Below are 21,368 nucleotides of genomic sequence, written 5' to 3' on the forward strand. Positions count from 1 at the left end.
TTGGCCTGAGCGGCCCACGTGCCGCTTCCCCGCCCCATGGGGAGCGGCGATCTGACCACGCACCGGACCACTGGCAAGAAAGAAGAGAATGCGTTTGACCAAGACACCACGCCTGCCCGCACGTTTGTCCACAATGCCACCCACGCGCTTGCCAGCATTGACCCGCCTGGGTGCGCTGTTCGCGCTCACCATGCTGACGGTAAACCCGGCTGGCGCCCAGCGCGCCGGCGTGCCCGATGCCACACGTGACGCCGTCGCGGCGCAGGCGCCCGCCGCCAGCGCCGCGCAGGCCGCCACGGGCGCGCCCCGCAGCGGCGCGCGCACGGTCCAGCTTACGCTCAAGCAACTGGGCGCCACCGCGCCCTTTCAGTTGCGCGGCGTGGACGCCATCAACGGCGTGCCGTTCTCGGTCCGCGCCGACGAGATCGTGACCTCGGCGCGGCTCAAGTTGCGATACACCTATTCGCCCGCGCTGATACCGGCGCTGTCGCATATCAACGTGATGGTCAACGGCGAAGTCGCCGGTACCGTGCCGGTGCCCAAGGAGACCGCGGGCACCAGCCTGGAGCGCGAGGTGCCGATCGATCCGCGGCTGATCTCGGAATTCAACCGCCTCAACCTGCAACTCATCGGCCACTACACCACCGACTGCGAGGATCCTTTCCACTCCAGCCTGTGGGCCACCGTCGGCAACAGCAGCGTGCTGGAACTCACGCTGACGCCGCTGGCACTGGCCAACGAACTGTCGCTGCTGCCGCTGCCGTTCTTCGATCGCCGCGACGTCGGCCGCCTCAGGCTGCCCTTCGTATTCGCCGGCGCGCCGTCGCTGGCCACGCTGGAAGCGGCGGGAACCGTCTCGTCGTGGTTCGGCGCGCTGGCCGGCTATCGCGGCGCATCGTTTGCCGGCACGCTGAACCAGGTGCCGGCCCAAGGCAATGCGGTGGTGTTCGCTACCAACGAGGAAAAGCCGGCGGGCGTGCAGGTGCCCGCCATCAACGGGCCGTCGATCGCGGTGGTGCCCAATCCGGGCGATGCCAACGCCAAGCTGCTGCTGGTGATGGGGCGCGACAGCGCCGAGCTGAAGACCGCGGCGCGAGCGCTCACGCTCGGCGCCCGCGCGCTGTCGGGGCAGAGCGCCACCATCAACAAGCTCGAAGACGTGGCGCCGCGCGTGCCCCACGACGCGCCGAACTGGATCCGCAGCGACCGGCCGGTGCGTTTCGGCGAACTCGCCGAAGTGCGCGACCTCAACGTCTCGGGCTACAACCCCGATCTCGTGCGCGTGAATTTCCGCCTGCCGCCCGACCTGTTCGGCTGGCGCACCAAGGGCATCCCGATCGACCTGAAGTACCGCTATACGCCGCGCCCGGTGGTGGACAAGTCCACGCTCAATATCAACGTCAGCAACCAGTTCCTGCGTGCCTATCCGCTGCGCTCGGTGAAGAACCAGGATGGCCGCGCCAGCCAGTTGCTGGCCAAGGTGCTGCCGGACGGCTCGGTGCCGGTCAGCGAACACATCGACCTGCCGCTGTTCATGCTGCCCGCGCACACGCAGCTGCAGTTCCACTTCTATTACGACTATCTCAAGCAGGGTGCCTGCAAGGACGTGCTGCTCGACAACGTCAAGGGCGCCATCGATCCGGATTCGACCCTCAACATCTCCGGCCTGCCGCACTTTATCGCGCTGCCCGACCTGGCGGTGTTCGGCAACAGCGGCTTCCCGTTCACGCGGATGGCCGATCTGTCCGAGACCGCGGTGATCCTGCCGGACAAGCCGGCTGCCGAGGACTATTCGACCTATCTCACGCTGATGGGGCGCATGGGTGAGTCCACCGGCTATCCCGCCACCGGCGTGGCCGTGAGCGTCGCGGCGCAGGTCGACAAGCAGTCCGCGCGCGATCTGCTGGTGATCGGCACCACGCAGAGCCAGCCGCTGTTCACGCAGTGGGCCGAGCGCATGCCGGTGTCGCTGGGGGGCAATGAAAAGCGCTTCTCGCTGACGGATATTGTCTCGACCGTAGCCGGCTGGTGGAACGGTGCGGACGGCACGCGCAACCGTCCGCTGGAAGCACGGATGTCGATCAGCAGCGCCAGTACCGATGCCGCGCTCAGCGCCTTCGAGTCGCCGCTGGCGTCCGGGCGCAGCGTGGTCGCGGTCACCAGCAATGCGCCGCAAGGCCTGCTGGCGATGACCGAGGTACTGCTCGATCCCGACCAGGTCGCCAACGTGCAGGGCAGCCTGGCGCTGGTGCGCGGCAAGGAGATCGACAGCCTGGCGGCCCAGCAGAACTACTACGTGGGCAAGCTGCCGCCCTGGACCTATGTGCAGTGGTGGCTCTCGCAGCGGCCCCTGGCCATGGTGCTGATGATCGGCGGCTCCGCGCTGCTGCTGGCCGCCTTGCTCTTCCTGTCGCTGCGGGCGCGCGCGGCCCGCCGCAAGCGGGGAGAAGACAAGTGAGCGTGAACCAACTGCGCGTGAATCAACCGCGCCGCCGCTGGCTGGCCGGCCTGCCCGGGCTGGGCGCGCTGGCGGCACTGGGCGGCTGGCCCGCGCTTGCAGGGGCGGCGAACCCCAGGCCTGCCGCGCCCGCCGCCTGCGCCTGGCCGCTATACCAGCAGTTCCTGTCGCGGTTCGTGCAGGCCGATGGGCGCGTGGTCGATCCTTCCACCAAGGAGCAGCAAAGCACCTCCGAGGGCCAGTCCTACGGCATGGTGTTCGCGCTGGTGGCCAACGACCGCACCACCTTCGACCGGCTCTGGCAGTGGAGCATCGCCAACCTGGGCGCGGGCAGCCTGCAGGACAAGCTGCCCGCCTGGCAATGGGGCCACCGCGCCGACGGCTCGTGGGGCGTGATCGACGCCAATCCGGCCTCCGACGCCGACCTGTGGTTCGCCTTCGCCCTGCTCGAGGCCGCCCGCTTGTGGCGCCAGCCGCGCTATGCCGAACAGGCGCGCGCGCTGCTCAAGCTGGCGGCCCAGCACGAAGTCGTGTCGCTGCCGGGCTTCGGCACCATGCTTTTGCCGGGACCGCAGGGCTTTGCGCAAGGCAAGGCCGACGGCCCGCGCCAATGGCGTCTCAATGCCAGCTACCTGCCAGTCCCGCTGCTGCGCCGCCTGGCCGCCGCGGACCCGGCCGGCCCCTGGGGCACGCTGGCCACGCAGACTGGCAAGCTGGTTGAGGCGGTGGCCCGGCAGGGCATCGTGCCGGACTGGTCGGCCTATCGCAGCGACAATGCCGGCAGCGGTTTTCTTGCCGACCCCGACAAGGGCGATGTCAGCAGCTACGATGCCATCCGTGTCTATCTCTGGGCCGGCATGACGCCGCGCGGCGACGCCGCCGCGCGCGTGCTGATGAAGGCGCTGGCGCCGCAGGCGCAGCGCATGGCCGGGCGCGCCGCGCCGCCCGAACGCATGCACGCCGACAGCGGCGTGCTGGAAGGCGAAGGGCCGACAGGCTTCTCCGCCGCGCTGGTGCCTTTCCTGCAGGCAGCGCGATCGCCGGCCGCAGCGGTGCAACGCACGCGCGCCGAGTCGATGCTCGATGCCGCGCAAGGCAAGCCCGCCGCTACGTATTACGACACCGTATTGGGATTATTTGGCCTCGGCTTTGCCGAAGGCCGCTTCCGGTTCGCGCCTTCGGGGCAACTGGAGCTGGAGTGGGAGAAGACATGTCGAACCGCAAGCGCCCGGCCATGATCGGAGGCGCGACCGCATCCAGAGCGACGCACGGACTGGCAAAGTCCGACGACGCCGCGCGGGCCAGGGGCCTGTGCGCCAAGACGCTGGTGCTGAGCCTGCTGACGGCATTTGCCGCGGCAGCCACCGCGCAGGAGGACCCCGTCAAGCTGCTGGTGGACCAGGGCAAGTACTGGCAGGAACGCGGGCGCAGCGATCGCGCCGCCGAAGCATGGCAGAAGATCCTGCGGCTTAATCCGAACCAGCCCGAAGCCCTGTACGGCATGGGCGTGGCCGAAACCGAAGCGGGCCGCGCCGACGGTGCGCGCACCTACCTTGAGCGCCTGAAGAAGGCGCAGCCCAACTCACCGCTGGTGGCGCGCCTGACGCAGGTGATCAGCAGCGGCGGCGAGACCAGGCAGGTCGAGCAGGCGCGCCAGCTGGCGCGCAGCGGCCAAAGCGAGGAAGCGGTCAAGCGCTACCAGCAGGCCGCGGGCGGCGCGGTACCGCAAGGCAACCTGGCGCTGGAGTACTACCAGACGCTGGGCGGCACCGCGCAAGGTTGGGAAGAGGCGCGCAAGGGCCTCGAGCAACTGGCGCGCGCCAATCCTTCCGACCACCGTGCCCAGCTCGCGCTGGCGCAACACCTGACCTATCGCGAATCCACCCGGCGAGACGGTATCCGCCAGCTTGAAGCGCTCTCGAAGAGCAGCGACGTGGCGGCCGCGGCCAGCGAGAGCTGGCGGCGGGCGCTGACCTGGCTGGGCGGCCGCCCGGCCGATGCGCCGATGTACCAGGCATGGCTGGCAAGCCATCCCGACGATGCCACCATCCGCGCCAAGCTCGATACGATCAAGGGCCAGCAGCAACAGCAGCAGGCCACGCAGGTCGCCGGCGCCGCCAGCAACCCGGTGCGCCAGATCGTGCAGCAGGGCTTCGACGCGATGGATGCCGGCGACCTCGAGCGCGCCGGCGAACGCTTCCAGGCCGCGCTGGCCCAACGCCCCGGCGACGCCGATGCCCTCGGCGGCATGGGCGTGCTGCGGCTCAAGCAGGAGAAGTTTGCCGAAGCCGTGGACTTTCTCGACCAGGCTGCCAAGCATGGCGCGGGCGGGCGCTACCGCAGCGCGCAGAACAGCGCCACGTACTGGCTGCTGTCCGAACAGGCAAGCGCCGCGCGCAGCGCGGGCAATCGCGTCGAGGCACGCAGCCTGCTGGAGCGCGCGATCAAGCTCGACCCGCGCGAGCCTTCGGCGCAGGTGGCGCTGGCCGACGTGATGGCCGAGGAGGGCCAGTACGCCCAGGCCGAAGCGGCTTACCGGCGGGTGCTCAAGCAACAGCCCGACAATCCCGATGCCACGCGCGGCCTGGTCGGCGTACTGGCGGCGCAGAACAAGAGCGCCGAAGCGCTCGCCATCGTGCAGAACCTGACGCCGGCCCAGCAGGACAAGGTCGGCTCGCTGGGCAAGCTGCGCGCGGAAGAAGCGCGCGGCCAGGCCCGCGCCGCGCTGCAGCGCGGCGATACCGCCGGCGCCCGCCGCGCGCTGGAAGACGCCATGGCGGCCGATCCCACCAACCCGTGGGTAAGGCTGGACGTGGCGCGCGCCTATGCCGCGATGGGTTTGAAGGAGCAGGCGCGCAGCGTTATGGACGGCTTGCTGCTGTCCAATCCCAATATGCCGGACGCGCTGTACGCCAGCGCGCTGCTGTCCGCCGAAACCGGCGACTGGCAAAGTGGGCTGGACGCGCTGGAGCGCATTCCCCCGCAGAACCGCACCCGTGACATGGGCACCCTGCAGCGTCGCCTGTGGGTGCACGCCGAAGCCGACCGCGCCAGCGGACTCGCCGCCGCCGGCCAGCAAGCCGCCGCGCTTGGCGTGCTGCAACAGACCGAACGCTACGCCCAGCAGGACGCCGACCAGCTTGGCGCGCTGGCGCTGGCCTACGCCGATGCCGGCGACGAGGCGCGCGCGCTGTCGCTGATGCGCAACGTGATGAGCCGCACGGTGCGCCCGGATGTCGGCATGCAATTGCAGTACGCCGCCATCCTGCTCAAGACCAAACAGGACGTGGAGCTGGCCAGCGTGCTGCGCCAGCTCGCCAATGCCAGCATGAGCGCCTCGCAGCGCCGCGACTACGACGACCTGCGCGTGGCCTATATCGTGCGGCAGGCCGACGCGTTGACCGAGAGCGGCGACCTGGTGGCCGCCTACGACATGCTGGCACCGGCGCTGTCCGAGCGTCCGGGCAACGGCGCCGTGCGTGCCAGCCTGGCGCGCATGTACGCCCAGGCCGGCGAGAACAAGAAGGCACTGACGCTGTACGAGAGCGTGCTGGAGAAGGATCCGCGCAACCTCGACCTGATGCTGGCGGCCATCGGCACCGCCACCGCCGCCAAGGAATACAGCTGGGCCGAAGGTACGCTGCAAATGGCGCTGGCGCAGGCGCCCAACTCGCCCAAGGTGCTGACCGCCGCCGGGCGGCTCTACCGCGCCGAGGGCAAGACCTCGCGCGCGGCGGACTATTTCCGTGCGGCGGTGGCCGCCGAGAACGCACTGGGCACTTCGAGCGGCTCCGCACGCCCTGGTGGCGCGGGCTTTGACCGCGTGCCGTCCAACCCGTTTGTCGGATTGCCCGGCCAGCGGGATAGCTCGCAGTTGCCGCTACCCGGCTCGCAGGCGCCCTATCCGGTCGTGCCAGGCCCCAGCCGTGCCGCGGCGCCCCAGCCCGCGATGATCCCGGTGCCGGTGATGATGAATGCAGGCGGGCAGCCCTCGCAGCCCTATATCCCGGCGCCGGTGTCCGCCGGCGGGCAGCCGATGGCCCCTGTTATCCAGCAGCCGCAGGCCTACTATCCGCAGCAGGCGCCCGCCCCGACGCAGGCCCCCTCCAGCACCGCCGGCACGCGCGGCAAGAACACGCGCGGCAGCACCAAAGTGGCTAACCAGACCACGCAGCCCAATCAAGGCTATGCCGCTTATCCGGCCCCGGCCTATCCGACCTATCCGACCTATCCGGGCAACGCGCAGGCCGCCCAGCAGCCCGGCGTACCGTATCCGGCCCCGCAGGCTGCGGCGGCTCCCCAGTATCCAGGGGCGCAATACGCGGCGCCGGCCGGCGGCTACGGCAACGCGGCGGCACCCGTGCCGGCCGCGCCAGCGCGCCAGCCGATCGGCGCGCAGTCTCGCGCGCCCTGGCTGGCCGATGCCGACTCGCAGGCGAATCCGGTGGGGCCAAAGACCGCGCAAGAAGAACTGCGCGAGATCGAGGCGCAGCGCAGCAGCACCTTCGCTGGCGGCCCCACGCTGCGTGGGCGCAACGGCGACTCTGGCATGAGCCAGCTCACCGAAATGCAGGTGGTGGCAGAGGCCAAGATGGCCGCCGGCAACGGCAAGCTGGTGGCACGGGTGACGCCGGTCGCGCTCGACGCCGGCTCGGTGGGCAGCGACTACAACAGCGCCTCGCGATTTGGCGGCGGTCCGCTGGCCTTCCCGGTGGGAGGGGCGCCGGTCAACCTGAACGGCACGCCGTTGCAGTCCACTTCGCCAGGGTCGCAGAACGCTTTTGGGGTGGCGCTCGGTGTGGCCTACGAGTCGGACAATTTCAAGGCCGATATCGGCAGCACGCCACTGGGCTTCCGCTACACCGACGTCAACGCCGGCGCTCGCTTTAACCTGCCGGTGACGCAGCGCACCACGCTGTCGCTGGGCGCGTCGCGCCGGCCCGTGACGGACAGCCTGCTGTCCTACGCGGGCGTCAGCGACGACCGCGTCGGCCTGCAGTGGGGTGGCGTGATGAACAGCGGCGGCCGCGTCGACCTTGGTTGGGACGATGGCCTCTTCGGCCTCTACGGCTATGGCGGCTACGGCGTGCTGACCGGGCACAACGTCATGCGCAACAACCGCTGGGAAGGGGGCGGTGGCTTCTACCTGCGCCTGATCGACAACGCCGAGCAGCGGCTGATGAGCGGCGTCAACTTCACCTCGATGGGCTACTCGGACAACCTGCGCTACTTCACGTTCGGGCAGGGCGGCTATTTCAGCCCGCAGACGTACTTCGCCGTGACGGTGCCGCTCTCGCTGACAGGCCGCAGCGGGCGGCTGGCCTACAATGTGCGCGGCGGGCTCGGCATGCAGGCCTTCCGCGAGGATGCATCGAACTATTTCCCGACCGATGCGGCAGCCCAGTCGGCCGCCAATGACGCGGCGGCGAAGGCCTTCAAGGCTGGCCTGACCAACTCGAGCAATGCGGTATATCCGGGCCAGTCCAAGACCGGCGTGGCCTACAATCTGGTTGGCTCGGTGGAGTACCAGGCGGCGCAGCAGCTGTTTGTGGGTGGCCTGGTCGGGCTCGACAACGCGCGTGACTACAGCCAGTGGTATGCCGGCGTCTACGTGCGCTATTCGCTGCAACGCCAGACCGGTCAGATCGCGTTCCCGCCGGTAGCGCCGCAATCCGCGGTTGGCCCGGTGCCGTTTTGAATGAGCACGGGACCATACGGAGGGCGGGCGCGCAACGATCCATCAATCAATTGAGAGTGCAGCAAACAGGCTGTGGAAGGAAGTACATCATGGGTGAAGCAAAACGACGGGGCAGCCAGGCAGAGCGTGCCGAGCAGGCACGCACACGGCTCGAGGGCCTACGGCCCGCGCAACTGGTGTGCGGCTCGTGCAAGACGGCGTTCAGTACCTTCGATGCGATCGATGCGCCTAACCTGCGTGGCATCGATGCGGTGTTTGGCGGGCAGTGTCCCAATTGCGGGAACGATGTGCTCGTGTTCAAGGGCGAGCCCAATGCCGTGGCCGATGCGATGGTGGCGTGGGAGCGAATGATGGGGGCGGACACCAAGCTTGGGTATCAGTCGCGGGACGGCAAGCACGTGCCATTCAACGAGGGGAAGGAGTAGGCGCAGCGCCGTCGCTAGTAAAGGGAAACAGCGGCACTGTGCAAGCCGTGTCGCTGCGCCAGCTTCAGTCCTCGACCCATTCCCCCAACAACGCATCCGGCCCCATTTCAAACCGTCCGCGCCCGGCAGCCTTGGCACGATAGAGCAGCGCATCGGCCTGCCGCATCAGTTCCTGGTCCGGTATCGGCGCCCCCTGATAGAGCGCCACCCCGATACTCACGTCGACATCCGCGAACACGCCGTCGATAAAGAACCGCCGGCCAACCGAATGCACGATGGCCTGGGCGATACGCCGCGCGTTGGCGGCAGCGCCGATATCCTCCAGCACCACAGCGAACTCGTCTCCGCCCAGGCGTGCCACGGTGTCGCGTTCGCGCACGCAGCGCAGCAACCGCCGCCCGAAGGCCTGCAGCAGCAGGTCGCCGGTGATATGGCCGTGGAAATCATTGACGGCCTTGAAGCGGTCCATGTCCAGGTAAAGCAGCGCCATCAGCCGGCCATCTTCACGGCTGCGCGCCATGGCCGCCTGCAACAGCGACTCGAAGGCGCCGCGATTGAGTAACTGGGTCAGGTGATCCAGCCGGGAGATGCGCGATAGCCGCATGGTCTCCAGCTTGCGCTGGGTCACGTCCTGCACATGCACGTGTACGCCCATCACCTGGCTGCGGTCGGCGCTCCATTCGGGGCGGAAATTGGTTTCCATGCAGCGGTACTCGGGATCGCTTTCCTCCACCTCGAACGTTACCGAGGCACCCGACAAGGCTTTTTGCAGGAACGGCCGGACGCGCGCATAGCGGATTTCGCCGATCACCTCGCGCACGGTCATGCCGCGCAGCGTTTGCACCGGAATGCCAAAGGTCCGCTCATAGGCCAGGTTGTTGAAGACATAGCGCTCGTCTGGCCCGACAAAGGCCAGCAGCGCGGGCAGCGTATCGGTGACCGCGCGCAGCTGGCGCTCGCTCAGGTCAAGCTGTTCGCGCCGCTCACGCACGTCATGCATCAACTGCCCGAAGGCGCGCGCGAGATCGCCGATCTCATCGTTCTGCAGTGCCGGCAGCCGTTCGTAGGCGGCAAGGTCATGGGCGCTGTCGCGTACCACCTGGTGCAGGCGCGTGAGCGGCGCCAGCAGGTGGCGCAGGGTCAGCCAGATCAGTAGCGCCACCACCCCCAGCGCCAGCAAGGCCAGCCCGAGGAAGCGCGCCTGCATGGCATGCAGCGGGGCGAAGGCTTCGCGCGCGGGCAGCACCGCCACCAGCTCCCATCCCGTGCTCTCCATCAGGTAGCGGGAAATCAGCGGCCTGGAAGGCGAGAGAAACTCGATCGAGCTGCTGCGATCATAGACGCCACAGGTGTTGCCCAGCGCGCGTGCCGGTTGCGCCGTCATGCCCGGATCCGGGTGCCGCACGTAGACCGGCATGCGCCCCGCCGATACCAGGCAATAGAAGCCGGTGGTGCCAAGCCGGTTGTGCGTGATTTCCACCAGGAAGTTGCCGCTCGACAGGTCGAGCCAGCCTCCCAGCAGGCCGACGAATTCGCCTTGCGGGGAGACGATCGGCACGGTCACCAGCACCCCGGTCGCGCCGTTGACGCGGGCGCGGATGGGCGGCGTGATCACCGGCTCCAGGGTGCGCGCGGCCTCGCGGAAATAGTCGCGGTCGCCGATGTTCACCGGCGCGCCGTCGCGGGCCAGGATGCGGCCCTGGGCATCGGCCACCATGAACGAATTGAAGCTGCCCGGAACGGGAATCCGCCGCTCCAGCAGGCGGCGCAGCTCGGCGCCGGGGCGCCCGAGTTCCCCGGCCAGCTGCGGGGCCACATGGGATAGCAGGGTGATGCGGTCTTCCATCGCGGTGTCGAGCTGGTTCGAGGCGAGCTTGACGATGGAGTCCTGCTGGTCCTGCAACGCGGCGCGCAGGTCGTCGTGCGCATAATAGAGCGACGCCAGCACGATGCCGGTACCAAGTACGGCGGCGAACGCCGTGGTAATCAGCGCGAGACGCGCCTTCAGGGAAAGCGAAACTTGGGGCATGCGAGCCGGCGGTGTCGGGGAATGGCGCGTGCCTTCTGGCCGGCCGGCCCGCATAGCTGCCGGGAGTCGGGCTCCGGCAGGCTTGCGGGCCCGCCAACCCTACCACAAGCGCCTGCCCCGCGCGAGTCCGGACTGGCGCGCGGGGTGTGTCGCGCGAGTGCGTGTGGCGCCGCACGTTACTCCGGGATGCCGGGGGTGGGCGAGCCGTTGACGTCACGGTATAGTGGCTCGAAGCCCTGCGGCGGCAGGGTGAGGCCGTCGAGGGCTCCCATCCGCTCCCCCCTGTTCATGAAACTGCCCTCACTTTCGCCCGTCTTGCTATCCCTGCTGGTTGCCGCTACCGGCGCCCTGGCCACGGGCGGCGCCTGGTACGGCATGCGCGCGCTGGAGCACCGGGTGGCGCGCGACGATTTCGATGCGTTGTTCTCGCCGGTCTTCACGGCCTTGCAACGGCGCCTGCAGGAGAACGAGCAATTGCTGCGCGGGACCGCTGGGCTGTTCGCCGCCGACCCCGTCGCCACGCGCGAGCAATGGCGCAACTACCTGTACACCACGCAGCTGGACGAGCTGCCGCCCGGCACGCAATCGATCGGTTATGCGCGCTTGACCCCTCCCGGGGAGCTCGAATGGCTGGTCGAGACGATACGCCACCAGGGCCAGCCAGGTTTCGAGGTCTACCCGCTGGGCCCGCGCGACGTGTACGCGCCGGTTGTCTATGTCGAGCCCTTCGCCGGGCGCAACACGCGGGCGCTTGGCTTCGACATCCTCTCGGACCCCGTGCGCCGGGCCGCTGCCGAGGCTGCCCGCAACAGCGGCGAGGTGCGCCTGACCACCGGCGTGGAACTCGTGCACGAGAACGAAACGCAGGCGCCGCAACGCGGCGCGGTGCTCTACCTGCCGGTGTACGGCAGCGGCATGCCGCTGAACACGCCGGTCCAGCGCCAGCTGGCCGTGACCGGCTATGTCTATACGTCCTTGCGCCTTGAGGCCTTGTTGCGCAGCGTCGGCTTGCCCGCCGCCGGCGCCTTGTCGCTGATGCTCTATGACGGGCGCGACACCCGGCCCGGCGCGCTGCTGGCCGGCGACGCGGACCCCGTGGCGGCAGCCGCGCCGGCGCCGGACCAGCAGGCAGAGCGCGAATTGACATTTGGCGGCCGGATCTGGACCCTGCGTGCCACCACCATGCCAGCCTTCGAGACGGCGCATCGCCCGCGGGGCTCCCGGCTGACGCTGGCGGGTGGCCTGGCGGCGACGCTGATGGCGGCGTGGCTGGTGCTGGTGCTGGCCCGGCAGCGGGGCAGGGCGTGGCGGCTCGCGGCGCGGGCCCGCCAGGGCCGGCAGGCAGACGCCGCATTGCAGCGCGCGGGCCTGGCCAGCGCCACCGATGCCTTCCTGGTGTGCGATGCCGATGGCCGGGTCCAGATCGCCAGTGCCGCTGCCACGACATTGTTCGGCAAGGCGGCGGACCAGTTCGCCGGCACGTCCATTGCCACCTTGCTCCCCGACGCCGCCATGCTGCCCGCGCCCGCGCCGGACGGGAGGCGCGAGACCCGCGCCCGCAAGGCCGATGGCACGGTCTTTCCCGTGCGCGTAGCCGTGACGCCAGTGCCCGCCGCCGGTCCCGGCCGCGTGATGTGGGTGGTGACCGACCTGAGCGCCATCCGCCGCGCCGAACTGGCTGCCGCCGAGCAGGCCGAGCGCAGCGCCCGCGTGCTTGACCACACGGCGCTTTGCGTCATCACTTTCGACCGCGATGGCCTGGTGACGGGCATCAACCGCGCCGCCCAGCGCATGCTATGGTACCAGGCCGGCGAGGTGGCCGGACACATGCGCTTTCTCGACCTCCTCGACCCCCGGGAGGTCGAGGTGCGCGCCGCCGCGCTGACGAACGAGCTGGGCGAGCCGGTCGCCGCAGGCTTGCCTGCCGTGGTCGGCAAGGCGCGCCTCGGGCTGGCTGATGAACAAGAGTGGACCTATGTCCGCAAGGGCGGCTCGCGCCTGCCGGTGCAGCTGACGCTGACCGCGCTGCCCGAGGCGCGTGCCCCCGGCGCCTCGGACGATACGCCGGGGGCTGCCGTAGCCGGCGGCGCTGTCATCGCGGGGCTGAACGCCGGCGGCTATCTCGCTATCGCGCATGACCTGACGGAGCGCAAACGCGCCGACGAATATATCCGGCACCTGGCGCATCACGACGCCCTCACGGGTTTGCCCAACCGTGCCCAGCTCCATGCACGCACGGAGCTGGTACTGCAGCGCGCATTGCGCAAGGGGGAGCGTATCGCGCTCCTGCTGCTCGATCTCGACCAGTTCAAGCGCATCAACGAATCGCTCGGCCACCACATCGGCGACGAGGTCCTGCGCATCGTTGCCGACCGCCTCAAGGCCGCCGTGCGCCACGCCGACCTCGTCGCGCGCATGGGCGGCGACGAGTTCGTGGTGGTGCTCGACCCGGTAAGCCAGGACAGCGAGGCCGAGCTGGTCGCCGCCAAGATCCTGGCGCGCTTGTCGGAAGACCTGCAACTGGGCAACCAGCGGCTGCGTGTGACGCCTTCGATCGGCATGGTGATCTGTCCGGACGACGGCGACAACCTCGCCGACCTGCTCAAGAACGCCGATGCGGCCATGTACGCAGCCAAGCGTGGCGGCGGCGCGCAACTCAGCCGCTTCTCCAGCGAAATGGCGGAGGCGTCGATGGCGCGCTTCACCATCGAGGGGCTGCTGCGGCGCGCGCTGGCCGCGCAAGCCTTCAAGCTGCGCTACCAGCCCATCGTCGATGCCGCCACCTCGCGCATCCTCGGCGTGGAGGCGTTGATTCACTGGGACACGCTCGAGCGCGGCGTGATCCCGCCGGCCGAGTTCATCCCCATCGCTGAACAGAGCGGCCTGATCATGCCGCTGGGCGAATGGATCCTGGCCACGGCCTGCCGCGAGATCCAGCAGTTGCGCACCAGCCTTGGGCTGGACCTGGAGGTGGCGGTGAATATCTCGCCGCTGCAACTGCGGCAGGCCGGGTTTCCCGCCATGGTCACGCAATGCCTGGCGGCGGCAGGCCTGCCGGCCGCGAGCCTGACCATCGAGGTCACCGAGGGCATCCTGATCGAGGGCGGCAGCAAGACCATCGACACCTTCGAGCGCGTGCGCGCGCTCGGCGTGGGCTTGTCGATCGACGATTTCGGCACCGGCTATTCGGGCCTGAACTACCTCACGCGGCTGCCGATCGACAAGCTCAAGATCGACAAATCCTTTGTCGACGACGTGGCCCATGATGAACATCACCAGGCGGTGGCGTCCGCCATCATCACCCTTGGGCACCAGCTGCATCTGCAGGTGGTGGCCGAAGGCGTGGAGTCGCCGGCGCAGTTCGCCTTCCTGCGCGACCGGGGCTGCGACGCGGTACAGGGCTACCTGTTCTGGCAGCCGGTGCCGCTCACCGGCCTGATGGAGATCTGCGCGGAGGGCGGGAAAGCGACGATGCACGCCAAGGTGAAAGCCGTACCGACAGGCTACTGACCCCAAAATCCGCCAATACCCATATCGGGATTCTTTGCCCGGCTGCCACACGCCTGGCATCCGGCTTCCCTATGCTGCCCGCTGTTACCAAAGCGCAGAGGGTTGTTCATGCAAGCAGGTGAGTCCGTGCCGGAGCGCGCGTTCCTGGCGATCGAAGGGGTAGGCAAGCGTTTCGGCGGGGCAGGCGGTTTCCAGGCACTGGATGGCGTTTCGCTGTCGGTGGCGCAAGGCGAGCTGTTGTGCCTGCTCGGCCCGTCGGGTTGCGGCAAGACCACTTTGCTGCGAATCATCGCCGGGCTGGAGCGTGAAGACGGCGGGCGCATCCACGCCGGCGGGCGGGAGCTGACCGGCTTGCCGCCGCAAGCGCGCGACTACGGCATCCTGTTCCAGTCCTATGCGCTGTTTCCCAACCTGTCCGTGGCGCAGAACGTAGCCTATGGCCTGCAGGGCCGCGGCATGGGGCGCGCGCACCGCGAGGCGCGCGTCGAGGAAATGCTGGCGCTGGTGGGGCTGGCCGGCAGCGAGCGCAAGTTTCCCGGGCAGCTCTCCGGCGGCCAGCAGCAGCGCGTGGCGCTGGCGCGCGCGCTGGCGCCGGCGCCCTCGCTGCTGCTGCTCGATGAGCCGATGTCGGCGCTCGATGCGCGCGTGCGCGAGCACCTGCGGCTGGAACTGCGCCAGTTGCAGCGCCGCCTGAACATCACCACCGTGATGGTCACGCACGACCAGGAAGAAGCCATGGCGATGGCGGACCGCATCGCCGTGATGGAGGGCGGAGGCATCGCCCAGGCCGGCACGCCCGGCGAAATCTACGAGCGCCCGGCGTCGCCTTTCGTCGCTGAGTTTATCGGGCAGGCCAACTGGCTGGCGGGACGGCTCAGCGGGCGCGACACCTTCAGCGTGGGCGAGTTTGAGCTGGCGGTTTCTCCGGCCCGCGCCGGCGAAGTCGCCGATGGCGCCGCACGCCTGTGCTGCCGGCCGGAAGCGGTCCGGCTGCACCCTGCCGACGGCGAGCCTAACCGCTTGCTGGCGCGCATCGTTGACCAGACCTACCTGGGCAGCCGCTACCGCCTGATGCTGGAGGCCGATCGCCTGCCGGGCATCACGCTGTTCGCCGACGTACTGCGCGAGGAACGCCACCTGCTGCCGGCGCAGGGCAGCCACAAGTTCTGGGTGTCGCTGCCGAGCCAGGCGTTGCAGGTGTTCGCATGACGCGCGCGTTGCCCGTGGCCGCCGCCAAAGCGAACGATGCTGCCACCATCGCCAGCCGCGCGCGCGGCGCCGGCAGCCTGGCGGACCGCATCGCCCACGGCGCGCCGGCCGCGATGAAATGGCTCTGGCTGGCAGCGCTGGCCGTGGCGCTGGTGCTGCCGCTGCTGGCGCTGTTCGGACAGGCCTGGTTCGATGAGGCCGGGCACTGGGCCCTCCCCGCGCGCATGGCGGAACTTGCCGCCAATCCCAATTTCGTACCGCTGCTGGGGCGCAGTCTGGCCGTCTCCCTGACCGTGGCCGCTCTGGTGGTGCCGCTGGCTTTCGGCTTTGCCTATGCGCTGCAGCGTTCGCGTATCGCCTTCAAGCCGCTGTGGCGTGGCATCGCACTGCTGCCGTTGTTTGCGCCCTCGCTGCTGCCTGGCATCGCGCTGGTCTACCTGTTCGGCAACCAGGGCATTTTCAAAGGCGCGTTTGGCGCGGGCGGCATCTATGGCTTCTGGGGCATCGTGCTGGGCGAGGCCTTCTACACCTTTCCGCACGCGCTGATGGTGCTGATCGCGGCGCTCTCGCTGGCCGACGCGCGCCTGTACGAGGCCGCGCGGGCGATGGGCGCTTCGCCGTGGCGGACGTTCCTGACGGTGACGCTGCCAGGGGCCCGCCATGGGCTGTTTGGCGCGGCCTGCCTGGTGCTGACGCTGGTAGTGACGGATTTTGGCGTGCCCAAGGTGGTGGGTGGCAGCTACCCGGTGCTGGCGCTGGAAGCCTACAAGGCGGTGGTAGGCCAGCAGCAGTTCGCGCGCGGCGCGCTGATCGGCATGCTGCTGCTGTTGCCGGCCTTGCTGACCTTCGGCGTGGATATCGCCATGCAGCGCCGCCAGCGCGCGCAGATGTCGAGCCGCGCGCAGGTCTACGTGCCTGGCCGCGACCCGCTGCGCGACGCCTGCTGCACGCTCGTGGTGATGGTGACCGGCGCTCTCCTGCTGACTGTGCTGGCTGCGGCGGTGGGCGCTTCGCTGGTCAAGCTGTGGCCGTACAACCTGCAGCTGACGCTGGCGCACTACGACTTCGACAATATGGACGGCGGCGGCTGGCTGGCCTACCACAACAGCCTGCGCCTGGCCGCGCTCACCGCGCTGGCGGGCACGCTGGCGATTTTCTTCGGCGCCTGGCTGACCGAACGCACGCGCGGGCCGGCCTGGCTGCATGGCGTGCTGCGGGCAGGCTTTGTGCTGCCGATGGCGGTGCCCGGCCTGGTCCTCGGGCTGGCCTATGTGTTCTTCTTCAACGCGCCGTCCAATCCGCTGCACACGCTGTACGGCACCATGACGCTTCTGGTGATCTGCAACGTGGCGCACTTCTACACCACCGGCCATCTCACTGCCGCCGCCGCGCTGCGCCAGCTCGATGCGGAGTTCGAAGCCGCGGCGCTTTCGCTCGGCGTGGCGCCGCTGGTCACCTGCTGGCGCGTGACGGTGCCGATTTGCCTGCCGGCGCTGATCGATATCTTCCGCTACCTGTTTGTCTCGGCGATGACCACGGTGTCCGCCGTGGTCTTCCTCTACGGCCCGGATACCGTGCTGGCCGCCATTTCTGTGCTGAACATGGACGATGCCGGCGACACCGCACCGGCGGCGGCCATGTCCACGCTGATCCTGCTGACCTCCGCGCTGGCCTGCCTGCTGCTGATGGGCGCCGCGCGCGGCTGGCTGCGGCGCACGCAAGCCTGGCGCGCGCCGCAAGGCTGAGACCCGCCAACCCTGTTTGCCCGACACCAAGACACGCATCCCAAGGAGAAACCATGCCTCACCTGTTCCGCACCGCCACCGCTGTGGCCGCCTTCTCGCTGCTGGCCGGCGCCGCCAATGCCAGCACAGTGCTGACGGTCTACACGGCGCTCGAAGCCGACCAGATTGCCGCGTACAAGGCCGCCTTCGAAAAAGCCAATCCCGAAATCGAGATCAAGTGGGTGCGCGATTCCACCGGCATCGTGACCGCCAAGCTGCTGGCCGAGAAGGCCGCGCCGCGCGCCGACGCGGTGTGGGGCCTGGCGGGCTCCAGCCTCGCCATCCTCGACAAGGAAGGCATGCTGCAGCCCTACGCGCCCAAGAACCTGGCCGCGGTGGATGCGCAATACCGCAGCGCCGCCAACCCGCCGGCATGGGTCGGCATGGACGTATGGGGCGCCGCGATCTGCTTCAACACGATCGAGGCGCAGAAGCAGGGTTTGCCCAAGCCCACGTCGTGGGCCGACCTGACCAAGCCGGTATACGCCGGCAAGATCGTCATGCCGCACCCGGCGTCGTCGGGCACCGGCTACCTGGATGTCAGCGCCTGGCTGCAGATGATGGGCGAGCAGAAGGGCTGGTCCTACATGGACGCCCTGCACAAGAACATCGGCCTGTATACGCACTCCGGCTCCAAGCCCTGCAAGATGGCCGCCCAGGGCGAGTTCCCGATCGGCATTGCGTTTGAATACCGCGCCATGAAGTCCAAGAAGGAAGGCGCGCCGATCGATATCGTGCTGCCCGCCGAAGGACTGGGCTGGGACATCGAGGCCACCGCGATCATCAAGGGCACCAAGAACCTCGACGCCGCGCGTAAGCTCGCCGACTTCTCCGCCTCGTCCGAAGCCATGGCGCTGTACGAGAAGAATTTCGCGGTCCTGGCCATTCCGGGCATCGCCAAGCCGGATCCGCTGCTGCCGGCCGACTACGAGAAGCGCCTGATCAAGAACGACTTCACCTGGGCCAGCGCCAATCGCGATCGCATCCTCGCCGAATGGAGCAAGCGCTACGAAGGCAAGGCCGAGAAGAAGTAAGCCAGCAAGAGTAGTCAGTCAGCAGGCCCGATGCGTCCGGTGCAACTTTGCGCCGGCGTCGCCGGGCCCTCTTCATTGACGCGAAGCATGTTGCCTCACGCAGAAACGGGTACGTTATGCATCGCATGCAGCATTGCGGCGAAGCGATCCTGCTTGGGGCGATTTTGCGGGGGGACGTGTACGGGGAAAACGCGATCGGAGAAGCCCGTACGGGCTCGCGCCGGCGCCGGGCTTGTGGCGGCGCCAAGGGGGGCGGCCAATATCGTTGGCCGGCCTCCGGGGCAATCAGCTGTGGGAGACTTCCGAAGTATTGTTGCGGGAGTGCAGCCGGCGGTAGAGATCGTCGACGTGGGCGCGGCTGCTTTGCAGCTCTTCCCGGCCACGCTCCGTGATCAGGTAGACGCGGCCGATGCCATCGCGCAGGACGCTCTCGAGATAGCCTTCCATCTGCAAGGCGCGCAGCAAGGGGCGGACGGTGCCGATATCAACCTGGAAGCCGTACTCCATCAGCATCTCGGCCAGCATGGCCACGGTGGCCGGCACCTCGACGGCAAATTGGAGGACGTAGATGCGGGCTAGCAAGCCAAGGAACTGTCGTTTCATGACGCTGCAAACGCGGCATCTCCCGTTGCGGTTGACGTTGATTTATAGTTGTGAGCCGTGCGCCGCAAAAAAAGAAGCCGCCACGTGAGTGGCGGCTTGTCGGGAATGCGTCGGAGGGGTCAATTAACTCTGGCGCAGGTCAGATTTTAAAATAACTAAATACGACTTGTCACGTACCACATGTGGACGTCCCCTCATCAGTAGGGTATAAGCGTTGCAAATTTACATGTAAGAGCCTATTGCGGCACTTTTTTGGCACCGTTTCTGGTGCCTGCCTGTGGCGCCTGTTTCAGGCAGGGAGATGTCCGAAACCAGCTTGCAGCCACTTCGGCTGCGGGGTTTAATCCGTGCACACCATCCGCGATGCCCTCACATGAAACCCGCCGACCTGATTCGCCTGCTCAGCCTTGCCGCCATCTGGGGCGCCAGTTTCCTGTTCCTGCGGATCGGGGCGCCGGTGCTCGGCCCGCTGACTGCGGCCTTCCTGCGCGTACTGATCGGCGCAGTCACCCTTGCGGTCTGCCTGGCCCTTATGCGCGTGCGCTGGGATATGCGGGGCAAGTTGCGGCAGGTCATGGCGCTGGGTGTGATCAACTCCGGCATCCCCTTCGTCATGTACTCGTTCGCGGCCCTCTGGCTGCCGGCGGGCTACTCGGCAGTGTTCAATGCGATGACGCCGCTGATGGGTGTCCTGATCGGCGCACTGTGCTTTGGCGAACGCCTGGCGCTGCCCAAGGCCGGCGGGGTCGTCCTCGGTGTGGCCGGCGTCGCGGTGCTGACCCGCACCGGTCCGGTGGCGTTTTCGCCGCAGGTGATGCTCGGCGCCGCCGCCTGCCTGGTGGCGACCGCCTGCTATGGCCTGGCCGGCTTCCTTGCGCGGCGCTGGATCACCGCGCAAGGCGGGCTGGACAGCCGCCTGGTGGCGACTGGCAGCATGTTTGGCGCCAGCCTGTTCCTGCTGCCGTTCTGCGCGATCGCGCTGGCGCGCGAAAACACATTGCCGGCTGCCGGGCCGGGCGTGTGGCTGGCGATGCTCGCGGTGGGGATGCTCTGCACGGCCATTGCCTACATCCTGTACTACCGCCTGATCGCCGACCTCGGACCGGTACGCTCGCTGACGGTCACCTTCCTGATTCCGCCGTTCGGCATCGTCTGGGGCGCCATTTTCCTTGGCGAGCAGTTGTCGTGGGCGCATGTGGCGGGCGGGGCGCTGATCGGCCTGGCCGTCTGGCTGGTTCTGCGGCCCACCGCCCCGGTTACGGCCGGGGGCACGGCAGTGCCTGGGCCGGGCCGGTCCTGAGGACTGTGGGCCGTGCTATAGGGCCGCCGGCTAGCGGAAGCGGTAGGTCACCGCGGCCATGCCGGTCCACTGCTGACGCCGCTCGGTGATAGGGCTGCTGGCCGCATCGCCCTGCAACCGTGCAAATGTCACCGAGCCCAGCGCGGACCAGTTGCGCGAGATTTCATAGCTGACGATGCCATTGGCATGCCATTCGCGCAGGCCAGCCCCCACGGCATGCGTGGGCAAGCCGGAGCGTGCGCTCTGGTCCGCCGTGACGCCGAAGAAGGTCTGCATGTACTTGCTGTTGGTCCACGTCAGTCCCGGCCCCAAAGTGAATAGCCACTTACCCGCGGGCAGGCTGAACAGTATGTCGCCGTTTGCGATCAGGCCTTGTCCCTGGCCAGCGATATCCTGCGCGACATCCGCCGACAAGGTCACGAACGACACCTGTGCCTGCGCAAATGCCCGCGCCCGCACGGTCATGTTGACGTCGCCCAGGCCGTTCAGCCGGCTGTCGTCCTTGCTCTTGCGCCAGGTCGGGTCGAACTGGAAATCCGCGCCAACCTGCCAGATGTCGTTGTTGACAGCGTAGACCCCGAGGAAATCGAAACCGCGCGAGAAGAAGCGGCCTCTGTAGTCGATGTCCTGGTAGATGATCGGGTAGATGAGCGAGTCACGGGCACCGGGGAATTTCGGTGAGACGTAGATGCCGGGGCCGGCGGAGATTTTCCAGTTGCCGGTGGTGGTAGCGGTGGAAACCGGTACATCGGGTACGTCGGGCATTTCGGGCGCTGCCCATGTGGCTGTGGTGCCCAGGGATAGGGCGAGAGCCAGGAGGGCGCGGCGGGGCGCCGGGTAGGTGGGCATTGGGGGGCGCGGGGTAGCGGTTTGTGGGCCGCGCTGCGCGCGGGGGGCAGGGGGATTTTAGCTGGATGTGGTGGGGGTGGCGGGGCGGGGGGTGTTCGTGTTGGTTTTTTGCCGGATATTGGGATTTTGATCAGCCGAAGCCGAAGCAAAAAAACATCAAACCAGCCCCAACGCCCCCATCCCCTCAACATTAAACCTCTCCCTGACCATCACCACCACCCGCCGCGCCAGCGGCAAATTCCTGACGGCTTCCTCCTCGCTCCGCCCGGGAAAATCCACTTCCGCGCTCCAGTTGCACCCGGTATGGTCAGGCCGGTGCACGCACACCGCGTGCAACTGGCAACCCTGGCATCCAGGCTGCTCCCGCAGGCAGTCATTAAGCAAGCGTTTGAGTTCGGGCAGTGGTTTGGTCTGGCGATCCATCATGGACTCCGGTTGCACGCCGGCACTCGCAGCAGACTGGGCGGGG

Annotated in this window: 13 protein-coding genes; 9 read left to right on the forward strand and 4 right to left on the reverse strand. The window is 68.3% G+C overall.

The window, feature by feature from the left end:
* The first annotated feature begins 88 nt into the window (after positions 1–88).
* The 4 genes from bcsB to ACZY0R_RS07660 all read left to right on the forward strand — a co-directional run bounded on the left by bcsB (position 89) and on the right by ACZY0R_RS07660 (position 8,581).
* Positions 89–2,458 carry a cellulose biosynthesis cyclic di-GMP-binding regulatory protein BcsB gene (gene bcsB, locus ACZY0R_RS07645; protein ID WP_488857838.1) on the forward strand — a complete coding sequence of 790 codons (2,370 nt, stop codon included), beginning with the start codon at positions 89–91 and terminating at the stop codon, positions 2,456–2,458.
* Between the two features lie 11 nt (positions 2,459–2,469).
* On the forward strand, positions 2,470–3,696 hold the full coding sequence (gene bcsZ, locus ACZY0R_RS07650) for a cellulose synthase complex periplasmic endoglucanase BcsZ (RefSeq protein WP_488859562.1): 1,227 nt from the start codon (positions 2,470–2,472) through the stop codon (positions 3,694–3,696).
* The gene (locus tag ACZY0R_RS07655; RefSeq protein ID WP_488857839.1) at positions 3,669–8,156 is read left to right on the forward strand and encodes a cellulose biosynthesis protein BcsC; all 4,488 of its coding nucleotides are present in this window, start codon (positions 3,669–3,671) and stop codon (positions 8,154–8,156) included. The genes bcsZ and ACZY0R_RS07655 overlap by 28 nt, the downstream gene beginning before the upstream one ends.
* Positions 8,157–8,245: 89 nt before the next feature.
* Positions 8,246–8,581, forward strand: coding sequence for a hypothetical protein (locus ACZY0R_RS07660; RefSeq protein WP_035859003.1), 336 nt, complete (start codon positions 8,246–8,248; stop codon positions 8,579–8,581).
* Positions 8,582–8,645: 64 nt separating this feature from the next.
* Here ACZY0R_RS07660 and ACZY0R_RS07665 read toward each other — a convergent pair whose 3' ends face one another.
* The gene (locus ACZY0R_RS07665; RefSeq protein WP_488857841.1) at positions 8,646–10,610 is read right to left on the reverse strand and encodes a sensor domain-containing diguanylate cyclase; all 1,965 of its coding nucleotides are present in this window, start codon (positions 10,608–10,610) and stop codon (positions 8,646–8,648) included.
* 288 nt (positions 10,611–10,898) lie between these two features.
* Here ACZY0R_RS07665 and ACZY0R_RS07670 point away from each other — a divergent pair, with 288 nt between their 5' ends.
* From ACZY0R_RS07670 to ACZY0R_RS07685, 4 genes are all read left to right on the forward strand, one after another.
* Complete coding sequence (locus ACZY0R_RS07670) at positions 10,899–14,120, forward strand: bifunctional diguanylate cyclase/phosphodiesterase (protein WP_488857842.1); 3,222 nt, start codon at positions 10,899–10,901, stop codon at positions 14,118–14,120.
* Between the two features lie 108 nt (positions 14,121–14,228).
* Entirely contained in the window at positions 14,229–15,329 is a 1,101-nt protein-coding gene (locus tag ACZY0R_RS07675) for a putative 2-aminoethylphosphonate ABC transporter ATP-binding protein (RefSeq protein ID WP_488857844.1), read from the forward strand.
* A complete protein-coding gene (locus ACZY0R_RS07680) occupies positions 15,326–17,074 on the forward strand; it encodes a putative 2-aminoethylphosphonate ABC transporter permease subunit (protein WP_488857845.1) in 1,749 nt (582 codons plus the stop codon). The genes ACZY0R_RS07675 and ACZY0R_RS07680 overlap by 4 nt, the downstream gene beginning before the upstream one ends.
* Positions 17,075–17,127: 53 nt before the next feature.
* Positions 17,128–18,147: a putative 2-aminoethylphosphonate ABC transporter substrate-binding protein gene (locus ACZY0R_RS07685; RefSeq protein ID WP_488857846.1), complete on the forward strand. Its 1,020-nt coding sequence runs from the start codon at positions 17,128–17,130 to the stop codon at positions 18,145–18,147.
* 285 nt (positions 18,148–18,432) lie between these two features.
* On the opposite strand, the gene ACZY0R_RS07690 is transcribed toward ACZY0R_RS07685, so the two are convergent.
* Entirely contained in the window at positions 18,433–18,750 is a 318-nt protein-coding gene (locus ACZY0R_RS07690; RefSeq protein ID WP_488857847.1) for a PadR family transcriptional regulator, read from the reverse strand.
* Between the two features lie 373 nt (positions 18,751–19,123).
* Between ACZY0R_RS07690 and ACZY0R_RS07695 the strand changes: the two genes are divergently transcribed.
* The gene (locus ACZY0R_RS07695; protein ID WP_488857848.1) at positions 19,124–20,050 is read left to right on the forward strand and encodes a DMT family transporter; all 927 of its coding nucleotides are present in this window, start codon (positions 19,124–19,126) and stop codon (positions 20,048–20,050) included.
* Positions 20,051–20,080: 30 nt separating this feature from the next.
* Here the strand turns inward: ACZY0R_RS07695 and ACZY0R_RS07700 are convergent, their stop codons facing one another.
* Together ACZY0R_RS07700 and ACZY0R_RS07705 are read right to left on the reverse strand one after the other, a co-directional pair.
* A complete protein-coding gene (locus tag ACZY0R_RS07700; protein ID WP_488857849.1) occupies positions 20,081–20,899 on the reverse strand; it encodes a MipA/OmpV family protein in 819 nt (272 codons plus the stop codon).
* A 156-nt stretch (positions 20,900–21,055) separates the two neighbouring features.
* Positions 21,056–21,322, reverse strand: a complete 267-nt coding sequence (locus ACZY0R_RS07705; RefSeq protein WP_488859564.1) for a hypothetical protein — start codon at positions 21,320–21,322, stop codon at positions 21,056–21,058.
* Positions 21,323–21,368 lie beyond the last annotated feature (46 nt).

The sequence above is a fragment of the Cupriavidus sp. F041 genome, from assembly GCF_057814235.1.

Bases quoted from the DNA above. Each gene is read 5' to 3' on its own strand.
- bcsB (WP_488857838.1), top strand. From the start codon at position 89: ATGCGTTTGACCAAGACACCACGCCTGCCCGCACGTTTGTCCACAATG.
- ACZY0R_RS07695 (WP_488857848.1), top strand. From the start codon at position 19,124: ATGAAACCCGCCGACCTGATTCGCCTGCTCAGCCTTGCCGCCATCTGG.
- ACZY0R_RS07675 (WP_488857844.1), top strand. From the start codon at position 14,229: ATGCAAGCAGGTGAGTCCGTGCCGGAGCGCGCGTTCCTGGCGATCGAA.
- ACZY0R_RS07660 (WP_035859003.1), top strand. From the start codon at position 8,246: ATGGGTGAAGCAAAACGACGGGGCAGCCAGGCAGAGCGTGCCGAGCAG.
- ACZY0R_RS07705 (WP_488859564.1), bottom strand. From the start codon at position 21,322: ATGGATCGCCAGACCAAACCACTGCCCGAACTCAAACGCTTGCTTAAT.
- ACZY0R_RS07690 (WP_488857847.1), bottom strand. From the start codon at position 18,750: ATGAAACGACAGTTCCTTGGCTTGCTAGCCCGCATCTACGTCCTCCAA.
- ACZY0R_RS07670 (WP_488857842.1), top strand. From the start codon at position 10,899: ATGAAACTGCCCTCACTTTCGCCCGTCTTGCTATCCCTGCTGGTTGCC.
- ACZY0R_RS07700 (WP_488857849.1), bottom strand. From the start codon at position 20,899: ATGCCCACCTACCCGGCGCCCCGCCGCGCCCTCCTGGCTCTCGCCCTA.
- ACZY0R_RS07655 (WP_488857839.1), top strand. From the start codon at position 3,669: ATGTCGAACCGCAAGCGCCCGGCCATGATCGGAGGCGCGACCGCATCC.
- ACZY0R_RS07680 (WP_488857845.1), top strand. From the start codon at position 15,326: ATGACGCGCGCGTTGCCCGTGGCCGCCGCCAAAGCGAACGATGCTGCC.
- ACZY0R_RS07685 (WP_488857846.1), top strand. From the start codon at position 17,128: ATGCCTCACCTGTTCCGCACCGCCACCGCTGTGGCCGCCTTCTCGCTG.
- ACZY0R_RS07665 (WP_488857841.1), bottom strand. From the start codon at position 10,610: ATGCCCCAAGTTTCGCTTTCCCTGAAGGCGCGTCTCGCGCTGATTACC.